The organism is Caballeronia jiangsuensis, assembly GCF_046030135.1.
GTDB classification, from domain to species: domain Bacteria; phylum Pseudomonadota; class Gammaproteobacteria; order Burkholderiales; family Burkholderiaceae; genus Caballeronia; species Caballeronia jiangsuensis.
Genome location: NZ_JAQQDB010000012.1, coordinates 98,768 through 124,769, shown reverse-complemented (window position 1 = coordinate 124,769; position 26,002 = coordinate 98,768). Strand labels below are relative to the sequence as shown.

Annotated in this window: 25 protein-coding genes; 8 read left to right on the top strand and 17 right to left on the bottom strand. The window is 64.3% G+C overall.

What is annotated here, in order from left to right:
* Positions 1-31: 31 nt before the first annotated feature.
* The 8 genes from fabF to PQR08_RS14920 form a co-directional block, all read right to left on the bottom strand.
* Entirely contained in the window at positions 32-1,270 is a 1,239-nt protein-coding gene (fabF, locus tag PQR08_RS14955; protein WP_408161661.1) for a beta-ketoacyl-ACP synthase II, read from the bottom strand.
* 140 nt (positions 1,271-1,410) lie between these two features.
* On the bottom strand, positions 1,411-1,650 hold the full coding sequence (acpP, locus tag PQR08_RS14950; protein ID WP_004197638.1) for an acyl carrier protein: 240 nt from the start codon (positions 1,648-1,650) through the stop codon (positions 1,411-1,413).
* 249 nt (positions 1,651-1,899) lie between these two features.
* Positions 1,900-2,640 (bottom strand): 3-oxoacyl-ACP reductase FabG, encoded by a 741-nt coding sequence (gene fabG, locus PQR08_RS14945; RefSeq protein WP_408161659.1) that lies wholly within the window; start codon positions 2,638-2,640, stop codon positions 1,900-1,902.
* A gap of 11 nt (positions 2,641-2,651) precedes the next feature.
* Positions 2,652-3,584: an ACP S-malonyltransferase gene (gene fabD / locus PQR08_RS14940; RefSeq protein WP_408161657.1), complete on the bottom strand. Its 933-nt coding sequence runs from the start codon at positions 3,582-3,584 to the stop codon at positions 2,652-2,654.
* A gap of 131 nt (positions 3,585-3,715) precedes the next feature.
* Complete coding sequence (locus tag PQR08_RS14935) at positions 3,716-4,705, bottom strand: beta-ketoacyl-ACP synthase III (protein ID WP_035501680.1); 990 nt, start codon at positions 4,703-4,705, stop codon at positions 3,716-3,718.
* Entirely contained in the window at positions 4,705-5,865 is a 1,161-nt protein-coding gene (plsX, locus tag PQR08_RS14930) for a phosphate acyltransferase PlsX (RefSeq protein ID WP_187605798.1), read from the bottom strand. Before plsX ends, PQR08_RS14935 begins: the two co-directional genes overlap by 1 nt.
* A 138-nt stretch (positions 5,866-6,003) precedes the next feature.
* Complete coding sequence (rpmF, locus tag PQR08_RS14925) at positions 6,004-6,183, bottom strand: 50S ribosomal protein L32 (RefSeq protein WP_035501683.1); 180 nt, start codon at positions 6,181-6,183, stop codon at positions 6,004-6,006.
* Between the two features lie 119 nt (positions 6,184-6,302).
* On the bottom strand, positions 6,303-6,926 hold the full coding sequence (locus PQR08_RS14920; protein WP_187605799.1) for a DUF177 domain-containing protein: 624 nt from the start codon (positions 6,924-6,926) through the stop codon (positions 6,303-6,305).
* Positions 6,927-7,225: 299 nt separating this feature from the next.
* On the opposite strand from PQR08_RS14920, the gene PQR08_RS14915 reads away from it, so the two are divergent.
* Both PQR08_RS14915 and PQR08_RS14910 read left to right on the top strand, forming a co-directional pair.
* Positions 7,226-7,843, top strand: a complete 618-nt coding sequence (locus PQR08_RS14915) for a Maf-like protein (protein WP_250483880.1) — start codon at positions 7,226-7,228, stop codon at positions 7,841-7,843.
* The gene (locus PQR08_RS14910; protein ID WP_250483881.1) at positions 7,840-8,559 is read left to right on the top strand and encodes an SAM-dependent methyltransferase; all 720 of its coding nucleotides are present in this window, start codon (positions 7,840-7,842) and stop codon (positions 8,557-8,559) included. The genes PQR08_RS14915 and PQR08_RS14910 overlap by 4 nt, the downstream gene beginning before the upstream one ends.
* On the opposite strand, the gene PQR08_RS14905 is transcribed toward PQR08_RS14910, so the two are convergent.
* From PQR08_RS14905 to rluC, 4 genes are read right to left on the bottom strand one after another with little or no spacing between them, the layout of a single operon-like run.
* The gene (locus PQR08_RS14905; protein WP_187605802.1) at positions 8,560-9,522 is read right to left on the bottom strand and encodes a S49 family peptidase; all 963 of its coding nucleotides are present in this window, start codon (positions 9,520-9,522) and stop codon (positions 8,560-8,562) included. It lies immediately after the preceding gene.
* Between the two features lie 26 nt (positions 9,523-9,548).
* Positions 9,549-9,935 (bottom strand): Rieske (2Fe-2S) protein, encoded by a 387-nt coding sequence (locus PQR08_RS14900; protein WP_035501689.1) that lies wholly within the window; start codon positions 9,933-9,935, stop codon positions 9,549-9,551.
* The gene (locus tag PQR08_RS14895; protein WP_187605804.1) at positions 9,932-10,591 is read right to left on the bottom strand and encodes an HAD-IA family hydrolase; all 660 of its coding nucleotides are present in this window, start codon (positions 10,589-10,591) and stop codon (positions 9,932-9,934) included. Before PQR08_RS14895 ends, PQR08_RS14900 begins: the two co-directional genes overlap by 4 nt.
* A complete protein-coding gene (gene rluC / locus PQR08_RS14890) occupies positions 10,592-11,590 on the bottom strand; it encodes a 23S rRNA pseudouridine(955/2504/2580) synthase RluC (protein WP_250483882.1) in 999 nt (332 codons plus the stop codon).
* An 892-nt stretch (positions 11,591-12,482) separates the two neighbouring features.
* Between rluC and PQR08_RS14885 the strand changes: the two genes are divergently transcribed.
* The 6 genes from PQR08_RS14885 to PQR08_RS14860 all read left to right on the top strand — a co-directional run bounded on the left by PQR08_RS14885 (position 12,483) and on the right by PQR08_RS14860 (position 19,957).
* Complete coding sequence (locus tag PQR08_RS14885; protein ID WP_250483883.1) at positions 12,483-15,776, top strand: Rne/Rng family ribonuclease; 3,294 nt, start codon at positions 12,483-12,485, stop codon at positions 15,774-15,776.
* Between the two features lie 202 nt (positions 15,777-15,978).
* Entirely contained in the window at positions 15,979-17,085 is a 1,107-nt protein-coding gene (gene moaA, locus PQR08_RS14880; protein ID WP_250483884.1) for a GTP 3',8-cyclase MoaA, read from the top strand.
* Positions 17,086-17,101: 16 nt separating this feature from the next.
* The gene (gene mobA / locus PQR08_RS14875) at positions 17,102-17,722 is read left to right on the top strand and encodes a molybdenum cofactor guanylyltransferase MobA (protein ID WP_250483885.1); all 621 of its coding nucleotides are present in this window, start codon (positions 17,102-17,104) and stop codon (positions 17,720-17,722) included.
* 102 nt (positions 17,723-17,824) lie between these two features.
* Complete coding sequence (gene moeA / locus PQR08_RS14870) at positions 17,825-19,129, top strand: molybdopterin molybdotransferase MoeA (protein ID WP_408161651.1); 1,305 nt, start codon at positions 17,825-17,827, stop codon at positions 19,127-19,129.
* Between the two features lie 64 nt (positions 19,130-19,193).
* Positions 19,194-19,469 (top strand): hypothetical protein, encoded by a 276-nt coding sequence (locus PQR08_RS14865; RefSeq protein ID WP_008342276.1) that lies wholly within the window; start codon positions 19,194-19,196, stop codon positions 19,467-19,469.
* Positions 19,466-19,957, top strand: a complete 492-nt coding sequence (locus tag PQR08_RS14860; RefSeq protein WP_250483887.1) for a GNAT family N-acetyltransferase — start codon at positions 19,466-19,468, stop codon at positions 19,955-19,957. Before PQR08_RS14865 ends, PQR08_RS14860 begins: the two co-directional genes overlap by 4 nt.
* A 1-nt stretch (position 19,958) precedes the next feature.
* Here the strand turns inward: PQR08_RS14860 and PQR08_RS14855 are convergent, their stop codons facing one another.
* The 5 genes from PQR08_RS14855 to pncB all read right to left on the bottom strand — a co-directional run bounded on the left by PQR08_RS14855 (position 19,959) and on the right by pncB (position 25,822).
* Positions 19,959-21,419 (bottom strand): DNA recombination protein RmuC, encoded by a 1,461-nt coding sequence (locus tag PQR08_RS14855; protein WP_250483888.1) that lies wholly within the window; start codon positions 21,417-21,419, stop codon positions 19,959-19,961.
* Positions 21,416-22,396 (bottom strand): 2-hydroxyacid dehydrogenase, encoded by a 981-nt coding sequence (locus PQR08_RS14850; protein ID WP_238215466.1) that lies wholly within the window; start codon positions 22,394-22,396, stop codon positions 21,416-21,418. Before PQR08_RS14850 ends, PQR08_RS14855 begins: the two co-directional genes overlap by 4 nt.
* Positions 22,397-22,405: 9 nt before the next feature.
* Positions 22,406-23,818, bottom strand: a complete 1,413-nt coding sequence (locus tag PQR08_RS14845; protein WP_408161648.1) for a sodium:proton antiporter — start codon at positions 23,816-23,818, stop codon at positions 22,406-22,408.
* Positions 23,819-23,823: 5 nt separating this feature from the next.
* Entirely contained in the window at positions 23,824-24,495 is a 672-nt protein-coding gene (locus tag PQR08_RS14840) for a LutC/YkgG family protein (RefSeq protein ID WP_250483890.1), read from the bottom strand.
* Positions 24,496-24,631: 136 nt separating this feature from the next.
* A complete protein-coding gene (gene pncB / locus PQR08_RS14835) occupies positions 24,632-25,822 on the bottom strand; it encodes a nicotinate phosphoribosyltransferase (RefSeq protein WP_035501715.1) in 1,191 nt (396 codons plus the stop codon).
* Between the last annotated feature and the right edge of the window lie 180 nt (positions 25,823-26,002).

Here is a 26,002-nt window from a genome sequence, read left to right as displayed (position 1 = left end):
ATCGACCCCCGTGATGACGAGCGCGCCGTGCTCAGTGGCGCTTGAAGACGAGCGAGCCGTTCGTGCCGCCGAAGCCGAACGAGTTTTTCACGGCCACGTCGATCTTCATTTCCCGCGCCGTGTTCGCGCAGTAATCCAGGTCGCACTTCGGATCCTGGTTGAAGATGTTGATGGTCGGCGGCGACACCTGATTGTGAATGGCCAGCACGGTGAAGACCGATTCCAGCCCGCCCGCGCCGCCCAGCAAGTGGCCGGTCATCGACTTGGTGGAGTTCACGACGACCTTTTTCGCCTGATCGCCGAGCGCACGCGTGATGCCGATCGTCTCCGCGATATCGCCGAGCGGCGTCGACGTGCCGTGCGCGTTGACGTAATTCACCTCGTCCGCGTTGATGCGCGCGTTTTTCATCGCGTTGACCATCGCACGGCGGCCGCCGTCGCCGTCTTCCGGCGGTGCGGTCATGTGATACGCGTCGCCGCTCATGCCGTAACCGAGCACTTCGGCATAGATCTTCGCCCCGCGCTTCTTCGCGTGCTCGTACTCTTCGAGCACCATCACGCCGGCGCCTTCGCCGAGCACGAACCCGTCACGGTCGGTATCCCACGGACGGCTCGCCGTCGCGGGATCGTCGTTGCGCTGCGAAAGCGCGCGCGCCGCCGCGAAGCCGCCGATGCCGAGCGGGGAAACCGTGGCTTCCGCGCCGCCGGCGATCATGACGTCCGCGTCGCCGTATTCGATCAGACGCGACGCCTCGCCGATGCAGTGCAGGCCGGTCGTGCAGGCCGTCACCATCGACAGGTTCGGGCCCTTCAGGCCGAAGCGGATCGACAAATGGCCGGAGATCATGTTGATGATCGACGCGGGCACGAAGAACGGCGAAATGCGGCGCGGACCGCGATTGAGCAGCTCGGTCTGCGTGACTTCGATCATCGGCAGACCGCCGATGCCCGAGCCGACCACGACGCCCACGCGCTCCGAGTTCTCATCGGTGATCTCGAGGCCGCTGTCCTGCACGGCCTGGACGCCCGCGGCGAAGCCGTAATGGATGAAGGTATCCATATGGCGCGCCTCTTTGGCGGGCATGTAGTCTTCGATGTTGAAGCCCTTCACCTCGCCGGCGAAACGCGTGGAAAAGTTCGTCGCATCGAACTTCGTGATATTGGCGATGCCCGACTTGCCCGCGACCAGATTGGCCCAGCCGTCGGCAACAGTATTGCCGACAGGCGAAACGAGCCCCAGGCCTGTAACAACAACTCGACGACGGCTCACGGTAACCCCTTATCCATAAAATGACGAAAAACAAAAGCCACAGCGGCCACAGGAAACCGCCCTGTGTGCCCTGTGGCTGTCAAATCGGTTTACAGCGACGATCAAGCTGGTTGAGCGATGAGTCGCTGGCGCGTCCGGCCTCAGGCCTTGACGTTCGCGCGAGCGTAATCGATCGCTTGCTGAACCGTGGTGATCTTTTCGGCCTCTTCATCGGGAATTTCCATGCCGAATTCGTCTTCCAGCGCCATCACGAGTTCGACCGTATCGAGCGAGTCAGCGCCCAGATCGTTCACGAACGAAGCTTCGTTCTTGATTTCGGCTTCCGCCACGCCCAGTTGTTCGGCGACGATCTTCTTCACGCGCTGTTCGATGTTGTCCATGCAGCCCTCCGAGGGAAAAAAGTTCAAAAATACGAGTGCGCGCATTTTATCAGGTTTGGACCCGCAAAATACGGCGCGTCAGTTCCATGCTCCGTCGTCCGGCGCCCTTCATCAAGAGGGCTGCCGCTGACGTCGCACTAATTTGTTACTGCCGCGCTGAAGCGGTGCGCACGAAGCTCTTTTGAGCATTTCGCGCGCCCGTCCCGGCGCGGATATTAAGCGAAATTCCGCGAAATGCCTATTAAGGCCTTACATGTACATGCCGCCGTTCACGTGCAGCGTCGTACCGGTGATGTAACCGGCAAACGGCGATGCCAGGAATGCCACAGCATGCGCGATATCTTCCGGCGCGCCCAGTCGGCCAAGTGGGATAGACGTCGTGAGCGCGGTCCGCTGCTCTTCCGGCAGGACCTTGGTCATGTCCGTATCAATGAAACCCGGCGCGACGCAGTTCACTGTGATGCCGCGGCTGCCGATTTCGCGCGCGAGCGCGCGCGTCATGCCCGCGACGCCGGCCTTCGCGGCGGCGTAATTCGCCTGACCCGGATTGCCCGACGAACCGACCACCGACGTAATATTGATGATCCGGCCGCCGCGCGCTTTCATCATCGGGCGCAGCACGGCGCGCGACAGACGGAAGACCGCGCGCAGGTTGGTGTCGATGACGGCGTCGAATTCGTCGTCCTTCATGCGCATCGCGAGCTGATCCTTCGTGATGCCCGCGTTGTTGACGAGCACGTTCAGCGCGCCGAATTCCTTCACGATGCCGTCGATGAACGCGTCCGCCGCGGCCGCGTCGTTCACGTTCAGCACCGCGCCGCGGCCCTTGCCGCCCGCCTGCTGCAACGCCTCGCCGATGCCGGCCGCGCCGCTTTCGCTCGTCGCCGTGCCGATGACCGTCGCGCCCTGCTTCGCGAGTTCGAGCGCGATCGCGCGTCCGATGCCGCGCGACGCGCCCGTGACGATTGCTACTTGATTCTGGAGACTCATGTCGTTGTTCCTCAGCCAGCGATCAGTTTGCGCGTTTCCTCGAGCGAAGCCGGATCGAAGATCGAGCCGCCGACGAGATTGCCGTCGATACGCTTCGTCAGACCCGCGAGCACCTTGCCGGGACCGCATTCGATGACGTGCGTCACGCCCTCTTTCGCCATCGCCTGCACGCATTCGACCCAGCGTACCGGACCGGCCGCCTGACGCACGAGCGCGTCCTTGATCGCGACGGGATCGGAAACGATCGCGACATCGACGTTATTGATCAGCGGAATCTGCGGCGCCTTGATCTCGACCTTCGCGAGATAGTCGCGCAACTTATCCGATGCGGGCTTGAGCAGCGACGAATGGAACGGCGCGGACACCGGCAGCGGCAGCGCGCGCTTCGCGCCCTTCGCCTTGGCGACTTCGCACGCTTTCTCGACGGCCGCCTTGGAACCCGCGATCACCACTTGCGCGGGCGCGTTGAAGTTCACCGCTTCGACGACACCCGCCGACGACGCCTCGGCGCACACGGCGCGCACGGTGTCGTCATCGAGGCCGAGGATCGCGGCCATGCCGCCTTCGCCCACCGGCACGGCGCTCTGCATCGCCTGCGCGCGGAAACGCACGAGCGGCACGGCGTCCGCGAATGCGAGCGCGCCGGCCGCGACGAGCGCGGTGTATTCGCCGAGACTGTGGCCCGCGACGAGCGCCGGCTTCAAACCCGTTTCCTTTTCCCATACGCGGTAGATCGCGTAGGCCGCCGTCAGCATGACGGGCTGCGTGTTCGTCGTCAGGTTCAACTCTTCGGCGGGGCCTTCGGCGATCAGCTTGCCGAGATCCTGGCCGAGCGCGTCGGATGCCTGCTGCACCGTGTCGCGCACGATGGCGTGATCGGCGAATGCGTTGAGCATGCCGATCGACTGCGAGCCCTGTCCGGGGAAAACGAACGCAAATTTCATATCGTCCTCGTTGATTGGAATGATCCGCGATGTCGTCGGTGTCTGTGCACGCGCCTCGCGCGCATGTGGCGCGCGGCGGCTATCGTGACGACGGGATCAGTTGCGAATGAGTAGAGGGTATCGATAAACGATCAGTAGCGGATGACCGACGCGCCCCACGTGAAGCCGCCGCCCACGCCTTCGATGAGCACGTTGTCGCCGCGCTTGATGCGGCCGTCGCGCACCGCGACGTCGAACGCGAGCGGAATCGATGCCGCCGACGTGTTGCCGTGCTCGCCGACCGTCACGACCATGCGCTCCGGCGGCAGATGCAGCTTGCGGCAGGTGCTCTGCATGATGCGGATATTGGCCTGATGCGGGATCAGCCAGTCGATGTCTTCCGGTGCGAGCTTCGCCTTGTCGAGCGCTTCGAGCGCGACCTTTTCGAGCACGTTGACCGCGAGCTTGAAGACGGCCTGACCGTCCATATGCAGGAACGCGCGGCCTTCCACCACGCCGCCGTTCACATTGCCCGGCGTGCAGAGAATGTCGGAATAGCTGCCGTCCGCGTGCAGCGCGCTCGACAGCACGCCCGGCTCTTCGGACGCCTGCAGCACGATTGCGCCGGCGCCGTCGCCGAACAGCACGCACGTGGTGCGATCGTTGAAATCGAGGATGCGCGAGAACGTCTCCGCACCGACGACGAGCGCGGTGCGGTTCATCCCGCTGCGAATGAAGCTGTCGGCCGTCGCGACACCGTACGCGAAACCGGAGCACACGGCCTGGACGTCGAAGGCCGCGCCGTTGTTCTTGATGCCCAGCTTGTTCTGCAGCAGGCAGGCGGTGCTCGGGAACACGAAGTCCGGCGTGGACGTCGCGACGATGATCAGGTCGATCGATTGGGGATCGACGCCCGCCGCTTCGATCGCTCTCTGCGATGCGACGAGCGCGAGATCGCTGGTCGTCTGGTTCGGAGCGGCAAAGTGGCGCGCGTGAATGCCGGTGCGCGCAACGATCCATTCGTCATTCGTCTCGACGCCCTGCTTCGCGAGACGGTCCGCCAAGTCCTGATTCGTGACGCGCTCGGACGGCAGGTAGCTGCCGGTGCCCAGCACGCGAGAGTAAAGATTGGAATGAGCCATTATGCCTTCGAATGTAGCGCAGTACCGGACTCGCCCGGCGGGTTCGGCTGCGAGTTGGGCTGTGAGTTGAGCGGTGCAGCAGGCGGCTGGATCGATTGATCCGCCGCAACCGGCGCGCTGGACGCGGGAGCGTTCGCGCCGGCCTCGCGCGCGGCGGGCGCATTCTCTTCCATCGCGCGCACCAGGCGTTCGAGCACGCCATTTTTGACCGCATCATACCCGCGTTTGATAGCCCACTCAAACCCGAAGGCCTCGGCGGAACCGTGACTCTTGATGACCAGCCCGCGCAGGCCGAGCAATGCCGCGCCGTTATATTGCGCGGGATCGACACGCTTCTTGAAGCGCTTAAGCACGGGCAGTGCGACGAGCGCCATCAGCTTCGAGGCGAAGTTGCGGCTGAACTCTTCCTTGATGATGTCGGCGAGCATCTTCGCGAGGCCTTCCGAAGTCTTCAGCGCGACATTACCGACGAAGCCATCGCACACGACGACATCGGTCGTGCCTTTGTAGATGTCGTTGCCTTCCACGTTGCCGTAGAAGTTGAGCGTGCTCGCGCGCAGGAGCTCGCCCGCGCGCTTGATCGTTTCGTTGCCCTTGATGACTTCTTCGCCGATGTTGAGCAGGCCGATGGTGGGCCGCTCGCGGCCTTCGATCGCCGACACGAGCGCGTGGCCCATTTCCGCGAACTGCAGCAGATGCTCCGGTTCGCAATCGACATTGGCGCCGAGGTCGAGCACGGTGGTGTAGCCCTTCTGGCTCGGCATCGCGAACGCGATGGCGGGACGCTCGATACCGGCGAGCGTCTTCAGCACATAGCGCGACACCGCCATGAGCGCGCCGGTATTGCCGGCGGAAATGCAGGTCTGCGCCTCGCCTTCCTTCACGAGGTTAAGCGCGACGCGCATCGAGGAATCTTTTTTCTTGCGCAGCGCAACTTCGACCGGATCGTCCATCGCGACGACTTCGCTTGCGGGAACGATGGTCAGGCGCGGGTCGTCGAGAGCCTTCGACTTCTTCAACTGCGCGCGAATGGGCTGCTCGAGACCGACGAGCATCAGGTGCGCGTCGGGATGCGAGCGCACGAAATTGACGGCAGCGGGAACGGTCACGGCTGGACCGTGGTCGCCTCCCATGCAGTCGATGGTTATCTTTACAGTCATGGAACGCGACGAATTTCGGGCACAAAAAAGCGGCAGTGAAATGCCGCCTTCTCGTCGTACCGGGAAAGTGTCAAGAGCGAGTTGCGCCCGCGTGCCCGCAAAACGGTTCTGACGGGCGCATCAAGCGTCGACGAACGCTTAGTCGTTCTTCGTCTTGATGACTTTCTTGCCACGATAGTAGCCGTTCGGGCTCACGTGGTGGCGCAGATGCACTTCACCCGTGCTCGGCTCGACAGCCAGCGGAGCCGTCGTGAGGAAGTCGTGGGAACGGTGCATGCCGCGCTTCGACGGCGACTTCTTGTTTTGCTGAACTGCCATGATTACTCCAGAAAAATTTTGCGAATTCTAACACAGCCCGATCCGCCGACAGCCCTCGGCCGTTCGGCCATCGGGTGCGCACATCGCGCTACCAGTTTGTTGCGTGCTACAAAACCATTTCAGTGCTTCTTGTCGTCGGGTCCGCTTTGCTTCAGCTTCTCCAGCACGGCAAAAGGATTCGGCTTGTCATCCTCTTCCTGCGCACCGCTTTCATCCGACTCGTCGTCCGCATCGCCCGGGAGCAAACTTTCGTGGATCTCGGGACACACGTTGTGCTTGGGCACGAGCGGCAAGGACAGCAACAATTCCTCTTCGATCAAGTCGACGAGATCGAACTGGCGCGAGCCTACGATCACTTCGACTTCATCGTCGTCGAGCGGAAATTCGTCCGCTTCTTCCTCCGTCGCCACGATCCGATACGTTGCATCGACATCGAGATGTTGCGAATACGGCTGAAGACAGCGTTGACACATGAGCCACACCGAGCCGTGCACCGCGAGACGCAGATACGGCTGCGGCGCCTCCGTGCCGTCGTTCTGCAGTTCCGGCTGGGTCGAGCCCTCGCCCTGCCACGTGAACACGGTGTCGCGATCTGGCGCTTCAGCCGGGACTTCGGCTAACATGCGCGGCATCTGCGACAAGCGCAGCGCGCCGGCCGCTTGCCTGCCGCTTTTGGCGAAGTCGTAAATGTCGAGCGCGCGCAGATCGGCGGGGCTCACAGGTTTGCCAGGATTCTGAGTCATGTGCGCTCCTGCTTGGCCTTGCTTGGTTAGTGCTTCCGGTGAATGCTCAGTATGCACCGCGATGCTACATCGAGGAACGCGTGGCTTGCCCGAATTTGCATCGAGCCGACATTCGTGCTTCTTGGCAAAGCCTGGCTGAAGGCCTTCTTCCACCGGCTCATCGGCACAAGGAGACGGCTTCGCCGCGCAAGTACCGATGAAAAGCCCAAAATCATATCGGCTTTATTCTTTCGAGTCAAATACTTAAGGGCGGACCCGCCGCCCGTCGTTTTTACACCCATTTTTGCCGGATTCGCTCCATGTCCGAAGCTTCAAAAACGCCGCCGCGCCTGATCCTGGCGTCCAGTTCACCTTATCGGCGCGAGCTGCTCGCGCGCTTGCGCATGCCTTTCGACGTCGTCTCGCCCGATATCGATGAGACGCCGCACGCCGGCGAAACGCCCGAAGCGACCGCCGTGCGGCTGTCGATCGCCAAGGCGCGCGCCGCCGCCGAGCGCCTCGACGGCCATGCGAGCGCGCTCGTGATCGGCTCCGATCAGGTCGCGACCTTCGACGGCAAGCAGATCGGCAAGCCCGGTACGCACGAAAACGCCGTCGCGCAGCTACGGGCGATGCGTGGACGCAGCGTCGAATTCCATAGCGCGCTCTGCCTGTTCGACAGCCGCACGGGCGACGTGCAGTCCGCCGACATCGTCACGCGCGTGCGATTTCGCCGCTATTCGGATGCGCAGATAGAAACCTATCTGCGCGCCGAAACGCCGTATGACTGCGCCGGCAGCGCGAAGGCGGAAGGCCTCGGCATCGCGCTTCTTGAAGCCATCGACTCGAACGACCCGACTGCGCTCATCGGTTTGCCGCTGATTGCGCTGACCGGCATGCTGGTCAACGCCGGATATCCGGTTCTGGAGGCGGCATGAGCGGCGTTCTCTATCTGATCCCGAATACGCTCGGCGAAGGCGATGCCGACGCGCTCGCGCACGTCCTGCCCGAACCGGTGCGCGCGCAGGCGGCGGCGCTCGCGTATTACATCGGCGAAAACGCGAAAACGACGCGCGCGTTCTTGAAGAAAGTGGGCACGGAGCGGCCGATTCAGGAAATCGAAGTGCGCGAGTTGAATGTCAACACGCCGCCCGCCGAAATCGACAAGCTGCTGGCGCCGGTTCTCGCCGGCACCGACGCGGGACTCGTCTCGGAGGCCGGCTGCCCTGCCGTGGCCGATCCGGGCGCGCTGCTCGTGCGGCGCGCGCATCAGCGCGGCGTGAAGGTCGTGCCGTTCGTCGGTCCGAGCTCGATTCTGCTCGCGCTGATGGCCTCGGGCATGAACGGCCAGAGTTTCGCGTTCAACGGTTATCTGCCGGTCGACGCCAGCGAGCGCGGCAAGCGCTTGCGCGAACTCGAGCAACTGTCGCGCAAGGCCAATCAGACGCAGATTTTCATCGAGACGCCTTATCGGAATCGCGCGATGCTCGATACGCTCATCGCCACCTGCGCGCCTTCGACGCTGATCTGCGTCGCCGTCGATCTGACGTTGGCTGGCGAAACCATCGTCACGCGCACCGCGGCCGACTGGAAGAAACAGAGCGCGCCGGAGCTGCACAAGCGTCCGGCGATTTTTCTGCTGCTGGCGTCGTAATCAGCGCAACTGGGGCTTGCCGCCGAGCGTGAGCGCGCGCATGGCGGCATCGCCGACCGAGGCGCCGAAGCGCCGCACTACACGCTCGCTGATGCTCTCCTTCTGCGAGTAGTCGACGATATCCGGCTGCTTGATGACTTCGCGCGCCACGTAGCTGGCGTCGCCGAAACCGTCCGCGAGACCGAGTTCGACGCTCTTCTCGCCCGTCCAGAACATGCCGGAAAAGAGCTCCGGATCGTCTTTGAGACGTTTTCCGCGCCCCAGCTTCACGGCGTCGATGAACTGCGTGTGGATCTGGTCGAGCATGTCCTGCGCGTGCGCGTTCATCGCGGGCGTTTCCGGCGAGAACGGATCGAACGCGCCCTTGTTCGCACCCGACGTGTGGATGCGGCGCTGGATGCCGAGCTTGTCCATCAAACCGGTGAAGCCGAATCCGTCCATCAGCACGCCGATCGAGCCGACGATGCTCGCCCGGTCGACATAAATCTTGTCGGCCGCCGCTGCGACGTAATAGCCGCCCGATGCGCACATGTCGTCGACGACCACGTACAGCGGCGTCTTCGGATATTTTGTGCGCAGCCGCCGGATCTCGCCGTTGATGATGCCCGCCTGCACGGGACTGCCACCCGGGCTGTTGATGCGCAGGATCACGCCTGCCGTGTTTTCGTCCTCGAACGCGCTCTGAAGCGCCCCGTCGATGTTGTCGGCGCTCGCATCGCTATTTGCGGAGATTTCGCCTTGCAAATCGACGAGCGCCGTGTGCTTGCCGGCTTTCGCGACGCGGTCGCCGGTGAAATCGAACACGCCCCACGCGATCAGCGCGATCACGCCAAGAAACACGAAGCGAAAGAAAATGCGCCAGCGCCGCGCGGCGCGCTGCTCGCGGATGGCGGCAAGCGCGATGCGTTCGAGCGCGTCGCGCTCCCAATTGTCGTTGCCGCGCGGCGGAATGTTGTCGGACATGCGTTATGGATGTGATGAGAAGGGAGTCAGGCGGGACGCAACGCGTCGTCGGGGAGCCAGAAGACCGCGCGGCCTTCCGGCGTATCGCGTTCCTCGACGGTCACGGGCCGAAGGCGCGCGCCGCGGCACGGACCGCCGACGCATTTGCCGGTGTCGGGCTCGTAGATCGCCCCGTGGGTCGCGCACATCAAGTATAGGCCCGAGCTTTCGAAGAACTGGCCCTCGTTCCAGTCGAGCTCCATCGGCACGTGCGCGCAACGGTTCAGGTAGCCGTGCGGCTTGCCGTCGTAGCGCACGAAAAAGACAACGGCGTCGCCGCTCGCTTCCGTTGCCGGAACGCGCACACCCGCGCCGCCATCGACGAGTTCTTCCGATGCGCACACGCGAACCGCGTCCCCCGCGGCCGCCGTCACGCGTGCTCCCGCAGCCAGCCCGCCAGCGAAGCGACGCTGTCGGCGCAAAACTGCGGCTTGAGCGCCGCGAGCGAATCCGCCGGATGCGCGCCGTAGCCGACGCCGATGCCCGCCGCGCCCGCGTTGATCGCCATTTGCAGATCGTGCGTGGTGTCGCCGATCATCACCGTGCGCCCGAGATCCTGGCCGAGTTCGCGCGTGAGCTCGTGGAGCATCGCGGGATGCGGTTTCGAGAATGTTTCGTCGGCGCAGCGCGTGCCGTCGAAGAGGCTCGTGAGCCGCGATTCGTCGAGCGCGCGATTCAGCCCGACGCGGCTCTTGCCCGTTGCGACACCGAGGAAATAGCCGAGATCGCGCAGTTCCTGCAGCAATTCGCGCACGCCGTCGAAGAGTTCGGTCTTCTGGCCCATCGTCAGGAAATGAAACCGATAACGCTCGGCGAGGCGCGGATAGTCGGACGGATCGAGCGTCGGCGCGCAGATTTGCAGCGCGTCTTTCAGTCCCAGCCCGATCACGTAGCTCGCGGATTCATCCGCCGGAACCGGCAGCCCTAGGTCGCGGCACGCAGCCTGAATGCTGCGGGTGATGTGGGCGGTCGAATCCATCAGCGTGCCGTCCCAGTCGAAAACGATCAGATCAAATTGCTGCCGCGCCATTTACGCTGTCTCTCGATTTTTCAGTTGCTCGATGACCCGCTTGCATTCGACGGGCAGCGGCGCTTCGAACTGCAACGGCTCGCCCGTCGCGGGATGGGTAATTTTCAGACGATATGCGTGCAAAAACATGCGTTTCAGCGACGGTTTGGCGTTCGGACGGGCCAAATCCCTGTTCAGCGCGAAATCGCCGTACTTGGCGTCGCCTGCAATCGGCAGGCCGATGCTCGCCATATGCACGCGGATCTGATGCGTGCGCCCCGTCTTCAGTTCCGCTTCGACCCACGCGTAGTCGTTCCAGCGCTCGATCAGATTGAAAACCGTGTGTGATGGCAGACCGTTCTCCTGAACGCGCACGCGCCGCTCGCCGTCCGCCGCGACGTATTTGTGCAGCGGCGCCTTCACGATGCGTCGGCGGCCCCAGTCGCTCTGCCAGTCGCCGTGGCCGAGCGCGTAATAACGCTTGTCGATGCGATTCTCGCGGATCTGCTCGTGCAGATTGACGAGCGCGGCGCGCTTTTTCGCGAGCATCAGCACGCCGGAGGTTTCGCGATCCAGCCGATGCACCAGTTCGAGGAACTTCGCGTGCGGCCGCGCATTGCGCAGTTGCTCGATCACGCCGAACGCGACGCCGCTGCCGCCATGCACTGCGACGCCGCACGGTTTGTCGATGACGATCAGATGGTCGTCCTCGAAAAGAATGGGGAATTCGGCGGCGGGCGCATTCGACGAAACGGGCGCCTCGTCCTGCTGCGCGGTGCGAATCGGCGGGACGCGCACGAGGTCGCCCAGTTCGAGCCGGTACGCCGCGTCGATGCGCCCCTTGTTCACGCGCACTTCCCCGCTGCGGAGAATGCGGTAAATGTGGCTTTTGGGGACGCCTTTGCAGACGCGCAACAAAAAGTTGTCGATTCGCTGACCGGCGGCGGTTTCGTCGACTTCGATCATCGACACTTGCTCGCTTGCGACCCGTTTATGGGATGTTTTGCCTAACTCATTCATTCTGAATATAATTTGCGAACAGCCTGAAAAGGTCGACGCTTAAGATCAAGCAGCGGCCGAGATTGATCAGACTGTACAGGTGCAAGCGATAAACCATCATTTTACTTGCGCCCGAGGTCGGTTGCTCACCCGGAAATCGAGAGCGACGAGTTGCACGCACGGCGATATCACCGGCAGGGACGGAGCCCACAGGCGCGTTCGGTCGAGTCGATCGTCGACGGTAACGGATTTTTGGTCAAAAAGAATTTTATCGGCGAGAAGCGACGGCGCCCGGCAAGCAAAGCCGGATGCCAGCCCGAATCGACCCTGCCATCGAGCGGGAGAAATAGGCAAATCGAGGCTCGCCGGTTTTGCGAACAATTGCCGGCGAAAACCGCTGCTGCGCTGAATTCTGCGAAGCGCGGCGACGCCGCAAAATGAGGCGAGACACACGGCTGCGAGCCGACGGGAGCAATCGAGCCCGCGGCCGCGCCGGCGCGGTATGGCAGCGAAGAGGATCGGTCACGAAGCATCGCGCTGGTTTGCGCGAGACCGTTCGTCCCCGCAGCCGCCGTTGGGAGGAATCAGGCTTTTCGCAAGAGCGCGGTCGGTTCGGCGCGTCTTTTTTGAGACGCGCAGCCGCAGCGCCGCCGTTCATCCTCGCCACGCGCCGCGCGACGCATCCGACGCCTCGCAGTTGTTTCGCAATGAGCCCCACGGCGCGGCTGCCCCATTCGGGCGCCAACGCCTGCTTTCGGCAATTCTCCCGCCAGAAGTCCCGCTCCAGCGTGCTTTGTGACAACACACAAAAAAGCGTGGCACGCCCACCCTCCCGCTTCGCGCGCGTGACGTTACCTGTCACTGACGCCGATTCGCCCGACGAGGAAGGACGGAGCCGCTCTGGAGCCGTTTCATGAAACGCATGCTGTTTAACGCGACGCAGCAAGAAGAATTGCGCGTCGCCATCGTCGATGGGCAGAAGCTCATCGACATCGACATCGAAACCGCCGGACGCGAACAGCGCAAAGGCAATATCTACAAGGGAGTCATCACCCGCATCGAGCCGTCGCTCGAAGCCTGCTTCGTCAACTACGGCGAAGACCGCCACGGCTTTCTGCCGTTCAAGGAAGTCGCCCGCCAGTATTTCCGCGATGGCGTCGAGATGCGCTCCGCGCGCATCCAGGACGCGCTGCGCGAAGGCCAGGAACTCATCGTTCAGGTCGAGAAGGAAGAGCGCGGCAACAAGGGCGCGGCGCTGACCACATTCATTTCGCTGGCCGGACGCTATCTCGTCCTGATGCCGAACAACCCGCGCGGCGGCGGCGTGTCGCGCCGGATCGAGGGCGACGAGCGGCAGGAACTGCGCGAAACCATGGCGCAGCTCGAACTGCCGGAAGGCATGAGCATCATCGCGCGGACTGCCGGTATCGGCCGTTCGGCGGAAGAGCTCCAGTGGGACCTGAACTACCTGATGCAACTCTGGCGCGCGATCGAAGCCGCGTCGCAGAGCGGCGTCGCCGGCCAGCCGATGCTCATTTATCTCGAATCGAGCCTCGTGATCCGCGCGATCCGCGATTACTTCCAGCCGGACATCGGCGAAATTCTCATCGACACGACCGAAATCCATGATCAGGCGCGCGCCTTCATGGACATCGTGATGCCCGACAACCTCTCGAAGGTGAAGCGCTATCACGACGACGTGCCGCTCTTCTCGCGCTTCCAGATCGAGCATCAGATCGAAACGGCGTACTCGCGCACGGTGCCGCTGCCCTCGGGCGGCGCGATCGTGATCGATCACACCGAGGCGCTCGTCGCCATCGACGTGAACTCGGCGCGCGCGACCAAGGGCGCGGATATCGAGGAAACCGCCACGCGCACCAACCTCGAAGCCGCCGACGAAGTCGCGCGCCAGTTGCGTCTGCGCGATCTGGGCGGGCTGATCGTGATCGACTTCATCGACATGGAGTCGGCGAAGAGCCAGCGCGAAGTCGAGCAGCGCCTGAAAGATGCGCTCAAGCACGATCGCGCGCGCGTACAAATGGGCAAGATTTCGCGCTTCGGCCTGATGGAACTTTCGCGTCAGCGTCTGCGTCCGGCGCTGTCCGAAGGCAGCCACGTGACCTGCCCGCGCTGCAACGGCACGGGTCATATCCGCGATACCGAATCGTCCGCGCTGCAAGTGCTGCGGATCATTCAGGAAGAAGCGATGAAGGAACACACCGCGGCGATCCATTGCCAGGTGCCGGTCGAGGTGACAGCCTTCCTGCTGAACGAAAAACGCTCGGAAATCAACAAGATCGAGTCGCGCTTCAAGGTCAACGTCGTTCTGATTCCGAACAAGCATCTCGAAACGCCGCACTACAAGCTGGAACGTCTGCGTCACGACGATGCACGTCTCGACGAACCGCGCTCGTCGTGGAAGATGGCCGTCGAAGCGGCGAGCGAACTGGAGTCGGAGACCGGCTACAGCAAGCGCACCGAAGAAGTGAAGCCGAAGCAGGAAGCGGCCGTGAAGGGCATCACGCCCGAAAAGCCGGCGCCGAGCGCACCGGTCAAGCCCGCGCCCGTCGAGGCCGCGCCCGTTGCGGCGCCCGCGCCGGCGAGCGGCGGTTTCATCGCGTGGATCAAGAATCTGTTCGGCATTCAGCCGCAAGCGCAGCCCGCTCCGGCACCGGTGGAAGCTCAGCCGGCCACGCGCGCTCCGCGTGAACGCGGCGAGCGCACGGGCGGCGGCGATCGCAATCGCAACCGTCGTGGCGGTAGCAGCGGCGCCGGGCGTGAAGGCGCTGCGGCAGGCACCGCGACGGGTAGCAACGGCGCGAGCCGCCAGGGCGCGCGTCGCGAGGATCGCGAACCGCGTGGCGGCCGTGAAGGACGTGAGCTGCGTGAAGTCCGCGAGCCGCGCGAGACCCGTGAACCGCGTGAGGCACGCGAACCCCGTGAGCCGCGTGAAGCCCGTGAACCGCGTGAAACGCGCGATCGCAACGCGGAACGCGCCGCCCGTCCGGAAGCGGCCGAGCGTCAGGAACGCCGCGAACGCCCCGACCGTGGCGAGCGTGCCGAACGCGGTGAACGCACTGATCGCGGTGAGCGCACCGAGCGCGCGGAACGCGGCGAGCGCCGCAAGCCGCAACCGGAAGCCGCCGTCGAGGCGCTGACGCAGGGCGAAACGGTGCCGTCGGAAATCGTCGAAGCGACGCAACTCAATCTCGATGCGCAACAGGCTGGCATCGACGCCGCCGAACAGGCAGCCGCGCGTGAGGGCGAAGAGCGTCGCCGCCGTCGCCGTGGCCGTCGTGGTGGCCGCCGCGACCGCGATGAAGACGGCATGACCGTGAATCACGCCGCCGACGTCGCCGAAGCAGAAGGCTCCGCCGAAAGCGTCTCCGCGCAAGCCGGCGTGTTCGACGCCGAAGCCGCGCAGGAAGCGTCCGCGCGTCGCGAAAGCCGCCCGGTCGCACCGCAACCGGTCGAGCAGGTCATCGAGCAGCCGGCTGCGACGCCGGTCGAGGCGAAGGCAGAAACGCAAGAGCAAGCGCCTGTAGCGGCCGAAGCAGCGCCGGTCGCCAAAGCCGTCGAAGCCGAGCCGTTCGAGCTGAAGTCGCAAACGCCCGAACCGGCCACGTTCGATGTCTTCGCGAAGCCCGCTTCCGCGACGCCGGTCGAGAATCCGTTCGGCCCGTCGCCGAAGGTTGCCGACACGACGATCGCCGATCCGTTCACGCCCACCGTGACGGAAGAGCCGAAGCCGGTCGAAGCGGTAAAGCCCGTCGAAACGGCGCCGACGCCCGTCGAGCCTGTAGCGGCTGAGCCCGTCGAAGTCGCCGAGCCGGTGAAAACCGCAGCGGTCGCGCCGACGCCGGAAGCGACGATCGTCGAGCCGGTAACGCCTGTCGAGAGCACGGAAGTGCAAGCGCCGGCGCCCGTGGCCGCGCAAGAGCCGGTCGCCGTCGTTGCCGAGCCGGTGAAGTCCGCCGCGCCGGCCGCACCCGCGACGTCGAAGCCGATCGCCGTCGAAACGCTCATGCCGATGCTGGAGCAAGCGGGTCTCGTCTGGGTCAACACCGACGAAAGCAAACTGCGCGAGGCGAATGCCGCCGCCGCGCGCGAGCCGGCCGCGGTGCGCGTGCCGCGTGAGCGCAAGGTGCTCCCGCCGGCCGACACCACGCCGATGCAGCAAGTGGAAACCGGCAAGCACGTCCACTAAGCGCGCGCGCACGAGCCGGTTCGCTTCGGTGAACCGGCAGCAGCAGAAAAAACGCCATCGATCCCGGTCGATGGCGTTTTTTTTGGTCGATGACAAGGGAAAACCGCGACTTAGTGCCGGTGCGTCCTTACGTCCGGTTCCGCTAAAATGAGACGGTGTAACCATCATTCGAACAAGGCCGCAGGCCAAGCCCCGAGTCATCATGTCCCGACGCATCATTCCTCTCGCCGACGTCAGCGCAATCCCGGATTTCTCCGGCGTGACGGCGTCGCCGTCCGGATTGCTCACGGACACGCTCGCGCGCCCGCTGCGCGACTTGCGCATTTCGGTGACGGACCGCTGCAACTTCCGCTGCGTGTACTGCATGCCGCGCGAAGTGTTCGACAAGGATTACCAGTTTCTCCCGCACGCCGCCCTGCTCTCATTCGAGGAGATCGAGCGGCTTGCGCGCGTGTTCGTCGCGCATGGCGTCGAGAAGATTCGCCTGACGGGCGGCGAGCCGCTTCTGCGCAAGAACATCGAATTCCTGATCGAGCGGCTCGCGCTCCTCCGCACGCCGGAAGGCCGTCCGCTCGACCTGACGCTCACCACGAACGGCTCGCTGCTCGCGCGCAAGGCTCGGTCTCTGAGGGACGCGGGCCTGTCGCGCGTCACGGTCAGCCTGGACGCACTGGACGATGCGCTCTTCCGCCGTATGAACGACGCCGATTTCGCGGTCGCCGACGTGCTGAACGGCATCGAAACGGCCCAAGCCGCCGGCCTCGATCCGATCAAGGTGAACATGGTCGTGAAGCGCGGCACGAACGATCAGGAAATCGTGCCGATGGCGCGCCATTTCAAAGGCAGCGGCGCGGTTCTGCGCTTCATCGAATACATGGATGTCGGTGCGTCCAACGGCTGGAACATGAGCGAAGTGCTGCCATCGGCGCAGGTGGTCGAGCGCATCGACGCGCATTTCCCGCTCGAACCGCTCGAAGCCCATACCGCGGCCGAAACGGCGCAGCGCTGGGGCTATCGCGACGGCAGCGGCGAAATCGGCGTGATTTCCAGCGTCACGCGCGCCTTTTGCGACTCCTGCACGCGCGCGCGGCTCTCGACCGAAGGCAAGCTCTATCTGTGTCTCTTCGCGGTATCGGGCCACGACCTGCGCGGCCTGATCCGCAGCGGCGCGAGCGACGAGGAAGTCGCGACGGCCGTCGCACGCATCTGGGAAGCGCGCGGCGACCGCTATTCGCAATTGCGCGGCAGCGCGTCGGCGCCGACGCGTGACGATGCGCGTCGCGTCGAGATGTCGTACATCGGCGGCTGAGCGCGTTGGATCGCTCGTGCTGAACGCCCATTCCGCCTCGACTGTCACCGCGCTCGTGCTCGCGGGCGGACGCGGTTCGCGCATGGGCGGCGTCGACAAAGGCATGCAGCCGTTTCACGGCGAGCCGCTCGCACTGCATGTCATGCGACGCATCGCGCCTCAGGCTGACACGCTCCTGATCAGCGCGAATCGTTCCATCGAAGACTACGAGCGCCTCGGCGCTGCGTTCGGCGCGCGCGTCATCCCCGATACGCGAGCGGATTATCCGGGGCCGCTCGCCGGCATCGCCGCCGCACTGCGCGCCGCCACCACGCAATATGTGCTGACCGCGCCTTGCGACGCGCCTTTCGTCGACGAACATATCGGCGTCACGTTGATGCAAGCGCTCGACGCGCATGGCGGCGACGTTGCGTACGCCGCAACAATCGATGCGTCCGGAGAAGTCACGGCGCATCCGGTTTTCGCGCTCCTGCGCACCTCGCTCGCCGACGATCTCGACGCCTGGCTCGACCGCGGAGAACGCAAGGTCCGCGCGTGGTACGCGCGCCACAAGCCGGTGGAAGTGCGATTTCACGATGAACGCGCGTTTTACAATATCAATGATTTACAGCAGCTGGCCGAGCTGGAACGCCGCTGATTCTCACGTCCGCCATTGCGGCAATCCGCGTACAGGCGTTCTACCACCGCGCGGCCTCGTGGCTGCTTCTTCGCCGGGTTCCGGCGCGATCCACGCCGATTCATGACCACGTCCAAGGACCTCTCCGCCTGCGTCGCCCAGTACGATCCGAATGCGCTTCCTGTCGAAGCCGCGCAGGAAATCGTGCGTCAGTGGGCCATGCCGCGCACGCGGGACGCTCACGTCGAGCGCGTGGGCCTGCACGACGCGCTCGGCCGCGTGCTCGCCGACGACGTGATCTCGCCCATCGACGTGCCTGCGTTCGACAACTCCGCGATGGACGGCTACGCGTTCGCCGGCGAGGCGCTCTCGCGCGGCGGCGATACGATCGACTTGTCCGTCGCGGGCACCGCGCTCGCGGGACGACCTTTCGAACGCGCGCCGGGTGCGAGCGAGTGTGTACGCATCATGACGGGCGCGCTCATTCCGCCGGGCTGCGACACCGTCGTGCCGCAGGAGCTCGTCACGCGCGAAGGCGATGCGATCCGCTTCTCCACCGCGAAGATCCGCGCGGGCCAGAACCGGCGCCTCTCAGGCGAGGATCTCGCGAAAGGCAAGCCGGCGCTGCTCGCTGGCCGCATCGTGCGCGCATCGGATCTGGGTCTGCTCGCGTCGCTCGGCATCGGCGAAGTGTCCGTTCGCAAGCGCCTCACCGTCGCCTTCTTTTCGACGGGCGACGAATTGCGCTCGGTCGGCGAAACGCTGAGCCCGGGAAGTCTCTACGACAGCAACCGTTACACGCTCTTCGCGATGCTCAAGCGCCTAAACGTCGAAACGGTCGATCTCGGCATCGTGCGCGACGACCGCGCATCGCTCGAAAAGGCGCTGCGCCATGCGACCGAAAGCGCGGATGTCGTCATCAGTTCGGGAGGCGTGTCGGTCGGTGATGCGGACTTCACGTGCGAACTGATGAATTCGCTCGGCGACGTCGCCTTCTGGAAGATCGCGATGCGCCCGGGCCGGCCTCTCGCGTTCGGCCGCCTGTGGTCGGGCGCGCGCGCGGGCACGGGCAAGTCGGCGCTCTTCTTCGGCTTGCCGGGCAATCCGGTCGCCGTGATGGCGACCTTCTACTTCATCGTGCGCGAGGCGCTGACCGCGATGTCCGGCGCGACGCGCCAGCCGCTCACGGTCATCCGCGCGAGCGCCGCCGAGCCGATGAAAAAGCGCGCGGGCCGCACGGAGTTCCAGCGCGGCATCGCAACGCGCGACGACGACGGCCGCTTTCGCGTCGTCACGACCGGCCCGCAAGGTTCCGGCGTGCTCAGCTCGATGAGCGAAGCCAACTGCTTCATCGTGCTCGAGCACGCGCGCGGCGACATCGACGCCGGCGACGAAATCGAGATCGTGCCGTTCGACGGCCTGATCTGACGCGCGCCGCAACGAACGTCGCCAGCACACATATTCCTACATCGATAGACGGGGCTTTCCTTCCATGAAAAAGCAGATCTCATTCATTGCACCCGGACAGACCGCCAAGGCGCTGATCCTCGTGTACCTGACTTTCAGCGTGCCCATCGTGCTGCTCGGCGTCGTGGTCGCGTTCGTGCGATACGGCTCGGTGGAAGTGAGCACGGTCACGAGCGCGCTGCTGCTCAACGCGATTCTCGGTTTCATCCTGCTGTGGATCGCGTGCCACGCGTACAACTGGGTGGCGTCGCGTTTCGGCGGCATCGAAATCGTGTTGTCCGACGCGCCGGAGGAAGCATGAGCACGGCGAACGGGAATGCGACGATCCGCGCGGCCACGCCCGCCGACGTCGCCGCGATCTTCGGCCTGATGTACGAGCTCGCGGAGTTCGAGAAGCTCACGCATCTGTTCATCGCGACCAAGGAAGGCGTGCACGAGGCCCTTTTCGGGGCGCGTCCCGCCGCGGAAGCGCTCGTCGCGGAGCAGGAAGGGGAAGTCGTGAGCTATGCGCTCTTCTTCCAGAACTTCTCCACCTTTCTCGGCAAGCGCGGCCTATATCTCGAAGACCTGTACGTGCGTCCGTCGATGCGCGGCAGCGGTCTCGGCACGCTGATGCTGAAGAAGCTCGCCGCCCTCGCGATCGAGCGTCAGTGCGGTCGCTTCGAGTGGTCGGTGCTCGACTGGAATCAGAACGCCATCGACTTCTACGAGAAGATGGGCGCGACGGTTCTCCCCGACTGGCGCATCGTGCGCGTGACCGGCGAGCCGCTCGAACGCCTCGCCCAGTAAGTCACAGGTCGTCGTCGCTTTCCGGCGATGACGGATCTCCGAGCGCATCGCCCAATAGCCCCGCCGTCTGTTCTCCCGGCAGCGCCTCGACATCGCGCAGGCGCTTGCCCATCTGCCGCGTGCGCGTCTGCGCGGCTTCGATCGAGCGCGTGACGGTTTCGAGCTGCGACTTCGTTCTCGCCAGCACTTCGCCGAACTTGCCGAACTCGGTCTTCACCGCGCCGAGGACCTGCCACACTTCGCTCGAACGCTTCTCGATGGCGAGCGTGCGGAATCCCATCTGCAGGCTGTTGAGAAGCGCGGTCAACGTGGTCGGTCCGGCGATCGTCACCCGATAGTCGCGCTGCAGTGAATCGCTCAGGCCGGGGCGGCGCAACACCTCCGCATAGAGTCCTTCGGTCGGCAGAAAGAGCAACGCGAAGTCCGTGGTGTGCGGTGGCGCGACGTACTTTTGCGCTATCGATTTCGCTTCCGCGCGCAGGCGGCCTTCGAGCGCGCGCGACGCGTCTTCGACTCCGACCACGTCCGCCCTCTCCTGCGCGTCGATCAGGCGCTCGTAGTCCTCACGAGGAAACTTCGCGTCGATGGGCAGCCACACGGGCGTCGCGGCATCGCCCGGCGCGCCTGGCGCATCGTGCCGGCCCGGTAGTCTGATCGCGAACTCGACGCGCTCGTTGCTCTTCGGAATTGTCGCGACGTTCTTCGCGTACTGATCCGGCGTAAGCAATTGCTCCAGCAGCGATTCGAGCTGCACTTCGCCCCAGATGCCGCGCGTCTTGACGTTGGTGAGCACCTTCTTGAGATCGCCGACACCGGCCGCGAGCGTCTGCATTTCGCCGAGCCCGCGATGCACCTGTTCCAGCCGGTCCGACACGAGCTTGAACGACTCGCCGAGCCGCTGTTCGAGCGTTGCGTGCAGCTTTTCGTCGACGGTTCGGCGCATCTCGTCGAGCTTCGTCGCGTTGTTGGCCTCGATGTCCTTGAGACGCGCTTCGAGCGTTGCACGCACTTCGCCGAGCCGACGCTCGTTCGCATCCGACATCTGCGACAGATGCAGCGACATCGAATCGGCGAAACGCTTCAGCGCGTTGCCCTGATCCTCGCGCGCCTGCTGGCTTTGTTGCGCGAGTTGCTGGGCGAGCGCGTCGAACTGCGCGTTCTGCACGCTCGACGTGCTCGCCAGTTGCGTCGCGAGCGTCTGATGGAATTGCGTGAAGCCGCTTTGCGATTCCATGCGCGACACGCGCGCGCTCTCGGCAATGTCGCCGCGCAGCCCGCGTTCGAGCCGCTCTTGCGCGCGCGCATGCGCCTCGCCCATGTCGTTCACGCGATCGGTGAGCGCCTCGAATTCATCGTAAATATGCGCGTTCGAGTTACGCCGTATCACGACGATAAGCGCAAAAAGCGACACGACCAGCGCGATCGCCAACGCAGCGACAGCGCCATACAGCAATTCCGTCATTTCTTCAGCACGTCCGGATTGATCGGGTTGGGCGGATTTCCGGCGCGCGGCCCTTCGCCGAGCCCGGCGATGAGGTTGTCCGCCGCCAGATTGGCCATCGCGCGGCGCGTGCCCTCGGTCGCGCTCGCGATGTGCGGCGTCAGCACCACGTTGTCGAGCAGCAGGAAATCCGGGTTGAAGTCCGGCTCTCCCTCGAACACGTCGATGCCCGCCGCCGCGATGCGCTTGTCGCGCAATGCGACGATCAAGGCCGCATCATCGACGATGCCGCCGCGCGCGATGTTCGTGAGCGTCGCTGTCGGCTTCATCAGCGCGAGCTCGGACGCGCCGATCGTGTGATGGTTCTCCTTCGTGTACGGCAGCACGAGCACGACATGATCCGCGCGCTTGAGCAGGTCTTCCTTCGACACGTATTCGGCGTTCAGCTGCGCCTCGATCTCGGGCGCGACACGCGAGCGATTGTGATAGATCACGCGCATGTCGAAACCGCCCGCCCGCCGCGCGAGCGCCTGTCCGATGCGCCCCATGCCGATCACGCCGAGCGTCGATCCGTACACATCGGCGCCGAGGAACGAATCGAACGACCACTTCTGCCACTTGCCCGCGCGCAAATAGTGTTCGGATTCGGTGACGCGGCGCGCAGCCGCCATCATCAGCGCCCAGCCGAAATCGGCGGTGGTTTCGTTCAGCACGTTCGGCGTGTTGGTGCCGAGGACCTTGTGCGCATCGAATGCCTTCATGTCGAAGTTGTTGTAGCCGACCGCCATGTTCGCGACGACTTTCAGGTTCGGTGCGCCCGCCAGTTCCTTCTCGCCGACCCACTCGCCCGCGGTGAACGCACCGTCCTTGTCGGCGATACGGCGCGCGAACTCGTCCTGCGGGAGCACGTCGCCGAGGTTCACGTCGACATCGAAATACTGTTTCAGGCGCTCGATCACATCGGGAAAAGTGGGACGCGCGACAAGTACCTTCTTCATAGATTGCTCCTAGAAAAATAGCCAGCCCAGAACGGCGAAAATCGGCAGGAGGACCACGCCCGACCATGCGATATAGCCGAAGAAACTCGGCATGCGCACGCCGCGCGATTCCGCGATCGCCTTCACCATGAAATTCGGCGCATTGCCGATATACGTGTTCGCGCCCATGAAGACCGCGCCCGCGGAGATGGCGGCGAGCGTCGTGGCGTCGGTGGTCATGAGCGTGTGCGCATCGCCGCCCGCGAGATTGAAGAACACGAGGTAAGTTGGAGCGTTGTCGAGGAACGAGGACAGCAGGCCCGTCGCCCAGAAGTAAGCGATGTCGATCGGCTTGCCGTGCGCATCCGACACCGCGTGCACGATGCCGGCGAACGCGCCCGCCTCGCCCGCGCGCAGGATCGTGATGACTGGCGCGATCGTGATGAAAATTGCCGCGAACAGTTTCGCCACTTCCTCGATGGGCGCCCAGTCGAACGCGTTGCCCGCGCGCGCACTTTTCGGCGTGAGCGCGAGCGAGGCAAAGAGCACGGCCATGAGGAGCACGTCGCGCACGAGATTCTGCAGTTTCACCTCGGTGCCGAACACGTCGAACGCGATGCCGGGCTTCCATATGCCGCTCATCAGCACGAGCACGACGATCACGGCGAGCAACGCGAAATTGATCTTGCCGTCGATACCGAGCGGCGGCGTGTCGGGCGTCGGATCGAGAAAGGCGGGCCGCGCGTCGTGCCTGCGCCAGTAGTAGCTGTCGAGCACGTGGAACACCACGAGCAGCACGCCGCAGACGAAGAGCATCGGCAGTGCGAGATGCACTGTCGTCCAGAAGAAGCCAACGCCATTTAGAAAGCCGAGAAAAAGCGGCGGGTCGCCGAGCGGCGTGAGCGAGCCGCCCGCATTCGCGACAAGAAAAATAAAGAACACGACGACATGCACGACATGCTTGCGATTGTCGTTCGCGCGCAAGAGCGGACGGATCAGCAGCATGGCTGCGCCCGTCGTGCCCATGATGCTCGCGAGCGCGGTGCCGAGCGCGAGCAGCCCCGTATTCAGACGCGGCGAGCCGTGCAGATTGCCGCGCACGGAGATACCGCCCGCGACCGTATACAGCGACGCCAGCAGGACGATGAACGGCACGTACTCTTCGAGCATCGCGTGAACCAGTACGCCGCCCGCCGTGCCGGGCCCGAACGCGAGCGCGAACGGCGCGAGAAACGCGACGGTCCACGCGGCCGCGATCTTGCCGAAGTGGTGATGCCAGAGCTTCGGCGCGATGAGCGGAAACACCGCGATGGAAAGCAGGACGCCGATGAACGGAATGCCCCACGTAGCCGGAAGCGTCGCGCCATCGGGAGTCGCCGCGCTGGCCGGTGCGGCGATGAGCGCCAGCCCCGCGCACAGCGCGCCGGAAACGAAACGTCGCATCGTGCTCAGGCCCCGCGCACGATGATCACATGCACGCGATACGGCCCATGCGCGCCGAGCACGATGGTCTGTTCGATATCGCCGGTGCGCGACGGCCCCGAAACGAAGTTCACCGCGCGCGGGAGATCGCCCCGCTCGGCGCGCATCAACGCGAACGCGTCTTCGTGCGCCGCCACGATACGCGACGCCGGCACGATGGCGATATGCGTCTGAGGCAGAAGCGCGCCGGATGCGGGTGTATCGGCGCCCGAGAGCAGCACGAGCGAACCGGTTTCGGCCGTCGCGCAAAAACATCCGGTGATGCCGACGAGGTCTGCGTCGGCCGGCTTGCGCAGCGCCGCCTGAATGCCCGCTTGCGCCCAGGGCAGATCGCCGAGCGCGGGCCACGCGACGACATCGACGGGAAGGTTCAGCGACTGAAGATAGCGCGCGGCTTCGACGGGTGCATCCGCGAGCGATTCCACTTCGGCGATGGTCGTGGAAAGACGCTCGGCTTCGAGCCTGAAGCGCGCGATCAGCTCATCACGGTCCTGAGGCAACGGAGGACGCGGACCCGCCGGATGCCGTTCGACATACTCCTGCGCCGCCTCGCGCTCGGCTTCCGTTGGCGTGCCGCGACGGCCCTGCGCGCTGCGAATGCGCGCGAGAATATTGCGGCGCGCGACCGATGTATCCATGGTGCCGTCCTCGTGTTGGCGTACTTGAGATTCGAACGCGCCGGACTGATCGACGACGCGTTCGAATTATAGCGAGCGACATACGCGCACGAACCTCGGCCGAACGGCATAGGCCCAATGCACGGCTGCGATGCCGTCAGTCGTCGCCGACCGGCTGCTCGATGCCGAACACCTGACGGAGATAGGCGAGATAGGCCTTGTCGTCGCACATGTTCTTGCCGGGCGAATCCGAGAGCTTGGCGACCGGCTGGCCGTTGCAGCGGACCATCTTGATGACGATCTGCAGCGGCTGATAGCCGAGATCGTTGGTGAGATTCGTGCCGACGCCGAACGCCAGCTGGCAGCGCCCGCGAAACTGCTGATAGAGCTGCAGCACCTTGGGGATGTCGAGCGCGTCGGAAAACACGAGCACCTTGGTGCGCGGGTCGCAGCGGTTCTCCTCGTAATGCCTGAGAAGGCGCTCGCCCCAGTCGAAGGGATCGCCGGAATCGTGGCGCGCGCCGTCGAACAGCTTGCAGAAGTACATGTCGAAGTCGCGCAGGAACGCCTTCATGCCGTAGACGTCCGACAGCGCGATGCCGAGATCACCGCGATATTCCTTCGCCCACATCTCGAAGCCGAAGATCTGCGAGTCGCGCAGCCGCGGGCCCAACGCCTGACACGCCTGCAGGTATTCATGCGCCATCGTGCCGAGCGGCCGCAGGCCGTGCTTCATCGCATAGAAACAGTTGCTCGTGCCGGCGAACTGCGCGCCGAGCTTGTCCTTCAGCGTCAGCACGACTTCCTCGTGCCACTGTCCGGAAAAGCGGCGGCGCGTGCCGTAATCGGCGATCTTGCAGTCGGAATATTCGGGCGGCGTAGCGAGCAGCTTGATCTTCTCGCGCAGACGCGTGCGGCCGGTTTCGTACTCGGGCTTGCGCTGCGTGTTGCGGAAATAGACCTCGTTGACGATCGCGAGCACGGGAATCTCGAAGAGGATCGTGTGCAGCCACGGCCCTTCGATCTCGATGTCGATCTCGCCATTATTCTTGGGCGACGGCGCGATACGGATGGACTTCTCGTTCAGATGAAAGAGCGCGAGGAAATCGATGAAGTCGCTCTTGATGAAGCGCATGCGCCGCAGATAATCCAGCTCTTCTTCCTTGAAGCGCAGATTGCAGAGCTGGCGCACCTCGTCGCGAATCTCGTCGATGTACGGCACGAGATCCACGTTCGGCGTGCGACAGCGGAAGCGATATTCGACATGCGCTGCGGGAAAATGATGCAGCACGACCTGCATCATCGTGAACTTGTAGAGGTCGGTATCGAGCAGCGAATTGATGATCATGGTTCTGACTGGAACATCCACGCGAATTGGCCGTGCGCCCGGCGCCAGGCCGTATGCCTTTAGGGCCATGTTACCCGAATGTGTTCGACGGCATGATCCATGCCCTCCCTTACCGAAGCCGCGCATACATACATCACGAATCGATATAAAGCGCGTCGCGTGCGGCCCGCGCCCGCTTTT

What these genes read in the sequence shown, in the direction of transcription:
- acpP (WP_004197638.1), bottom strand. Translation starts at nt 1,650, where the DNA reads ATGGACAACATCGAACAGCGCGTGAAGAAGATCGTCGCCGAACAACTG.
- fabG (WP_408161659.1), bottom strand. Translation starts at nt 2,640, where the DNA reads ATGAGTCTCCAGAATCAAGTAGCAATCGTCACGGGCGCGTCGCGCGGC.
- fabD (WP_408161657.1), bottom strand. Translation starts at nt 3,584, where the DNA reads ATGAAATTTGCGTTCGTTTTCCCCGGACAGGGCTCGCAGTCGATCGGC.
- PQR08_RS14935 (WP_035501680.1), bottom strand. Translation starts at nt 4,705, where the DNA reads ATGGCTCATTCCAATCTTTACTCTCGCGTGCTGGGCACCGGCAGCTAC.
- plsX (WP_187605798.1), bottom strand. Translation starts at nt 5,865, where the DNA reads ATGACTGTAAAGATAACCATCGACTGCATGGGAGGCGACCACGGTCCA.
- rpmF (WP_035501683.1), bottom strand. Translation starts at nt 6,183, where the DNA reads ATGGCAGTTCAGCAAAACAAGAAGTCGCCGTCGAAGCGCGGCATGCAC.
- PQR08_RS14920 (WP_187605799.1), bottom strand. Translation starts at nt 6,926, where the DNA reads ATGACTCAGAATCCTGGCAAACCTGTGAGCCCCGCCGATCTGCGCGCG.
- PQR08_RS14915 (WP_250483880.1), top strand. Translation starts at nt 7,226, where the DNA reads ATGTCCGAAGCTTCAAAAACGCCGCCGCGCCTGATCCTGGCGTCCAGT.
- PQR08_RS14910 (WP_250483881.1), top strand. Translation starts at nt 7,840, where the DNA reads ATGAGCGGCGTTCTCTATCTGATCCCGAATACGCTCGGCGAAGGCGAT.
- PQR08_RS14905 (WP_187605802.1), bottom strand. Translation starts at nt 9,522, where the DNA reads ATGTCCGACAACATTCCGCCGCGCGGCAACGACAATTGGGAGCGCGAC.
- PQR08_RS14895 (WP_187605804.1), bottom strand. Translation starts at nt 10,591, where the DNA reads ATGGCGCGGCAGCAATTTGATCTGATCGTTTTCGACTGGGACGGCACG.
- rluC (WP_250483882.1), bottom strand. Translation starts at nt 11,590, where the DNA reads ATGAATGAGTTAGGCAAAACATCCCATAAACGGGTCGCAAGCGAGCAA.
- PQR08_RS14885 (WP_250483883.1), top strand. Translation starts at nt 12,483, where the DNA reads ATGAAACGCATGCTGTTTAACGCGACGCAGCAAGAAGAATTGCGCGTC.
- moaA (WP_250483884.1), top strand. Translation starts at nt 15,979, where the DNA reads ATGTCCCGACGCATCATTCCTCTCGCCGACGTCAGCGCAATCCCGGAT.
- moeA (WP_408161651.1), top strand. Translation starts at nt 17,825, where the DNA reads ATGACCACGTCCAAGGACCTCTCCGCCTGCGTCGCCCAGTACGATCCG.
- PQR08_RS14865 (WP_008342276.1), top strand. Translation starts at nt 19,194, where the DNA reads ATGAAAAAGCAGATCTCATTCATTGCACCCGGACAGACCGCCAAGGCG.
- PQR08_RS14860 (WP_250483887.1), top strand. Translation starts at nt 19,466, where the DNA reads ATGAGCACGGCGAACGGGAATGCGACGATCCGCGCGGCCACGCCCGCC.
- PQR08_RS14855 (WP_250483888.1), bottom strand. Translation starts at nt 21,419, where the DNA reads ATGACGGAATTGCTGTATGGCGCTGTCGCTGCGTTGGCGATCGCGCTG.
- PQR08_RS14850 (WP_238215466.1), bottom strand. Translation starts at nt 22,396, where the DNA reads ATGAAGAAGGTACTTGTCGCGCGTCCCACTTTTCCCGATGTGATCGAG.
- PQR08_RS14845 (WP_408161648.1), bottom strand. Translation starts at nt 23,818, where the DNA reads ATGCGACGTTTCGTTTCCGGCGCGCTGTGCGCGGGGCTGGCGCTCATC.
- PQR08_RS14840 (WP_250483890.1), bottom strand. Translation starts at nt 24,495, where the DNA reads ATGGATACATCGGTCGCGCGCCGCAATATTCTCGCGCGCATTCGCAGC.
- pncB (WP_035501715.1), bottom strand. Translation starts at nt 25,822, where the DNA reads ATGATCATCAATTCGCTGCTCGATACCGACCTCTACAAGTTCACGATG.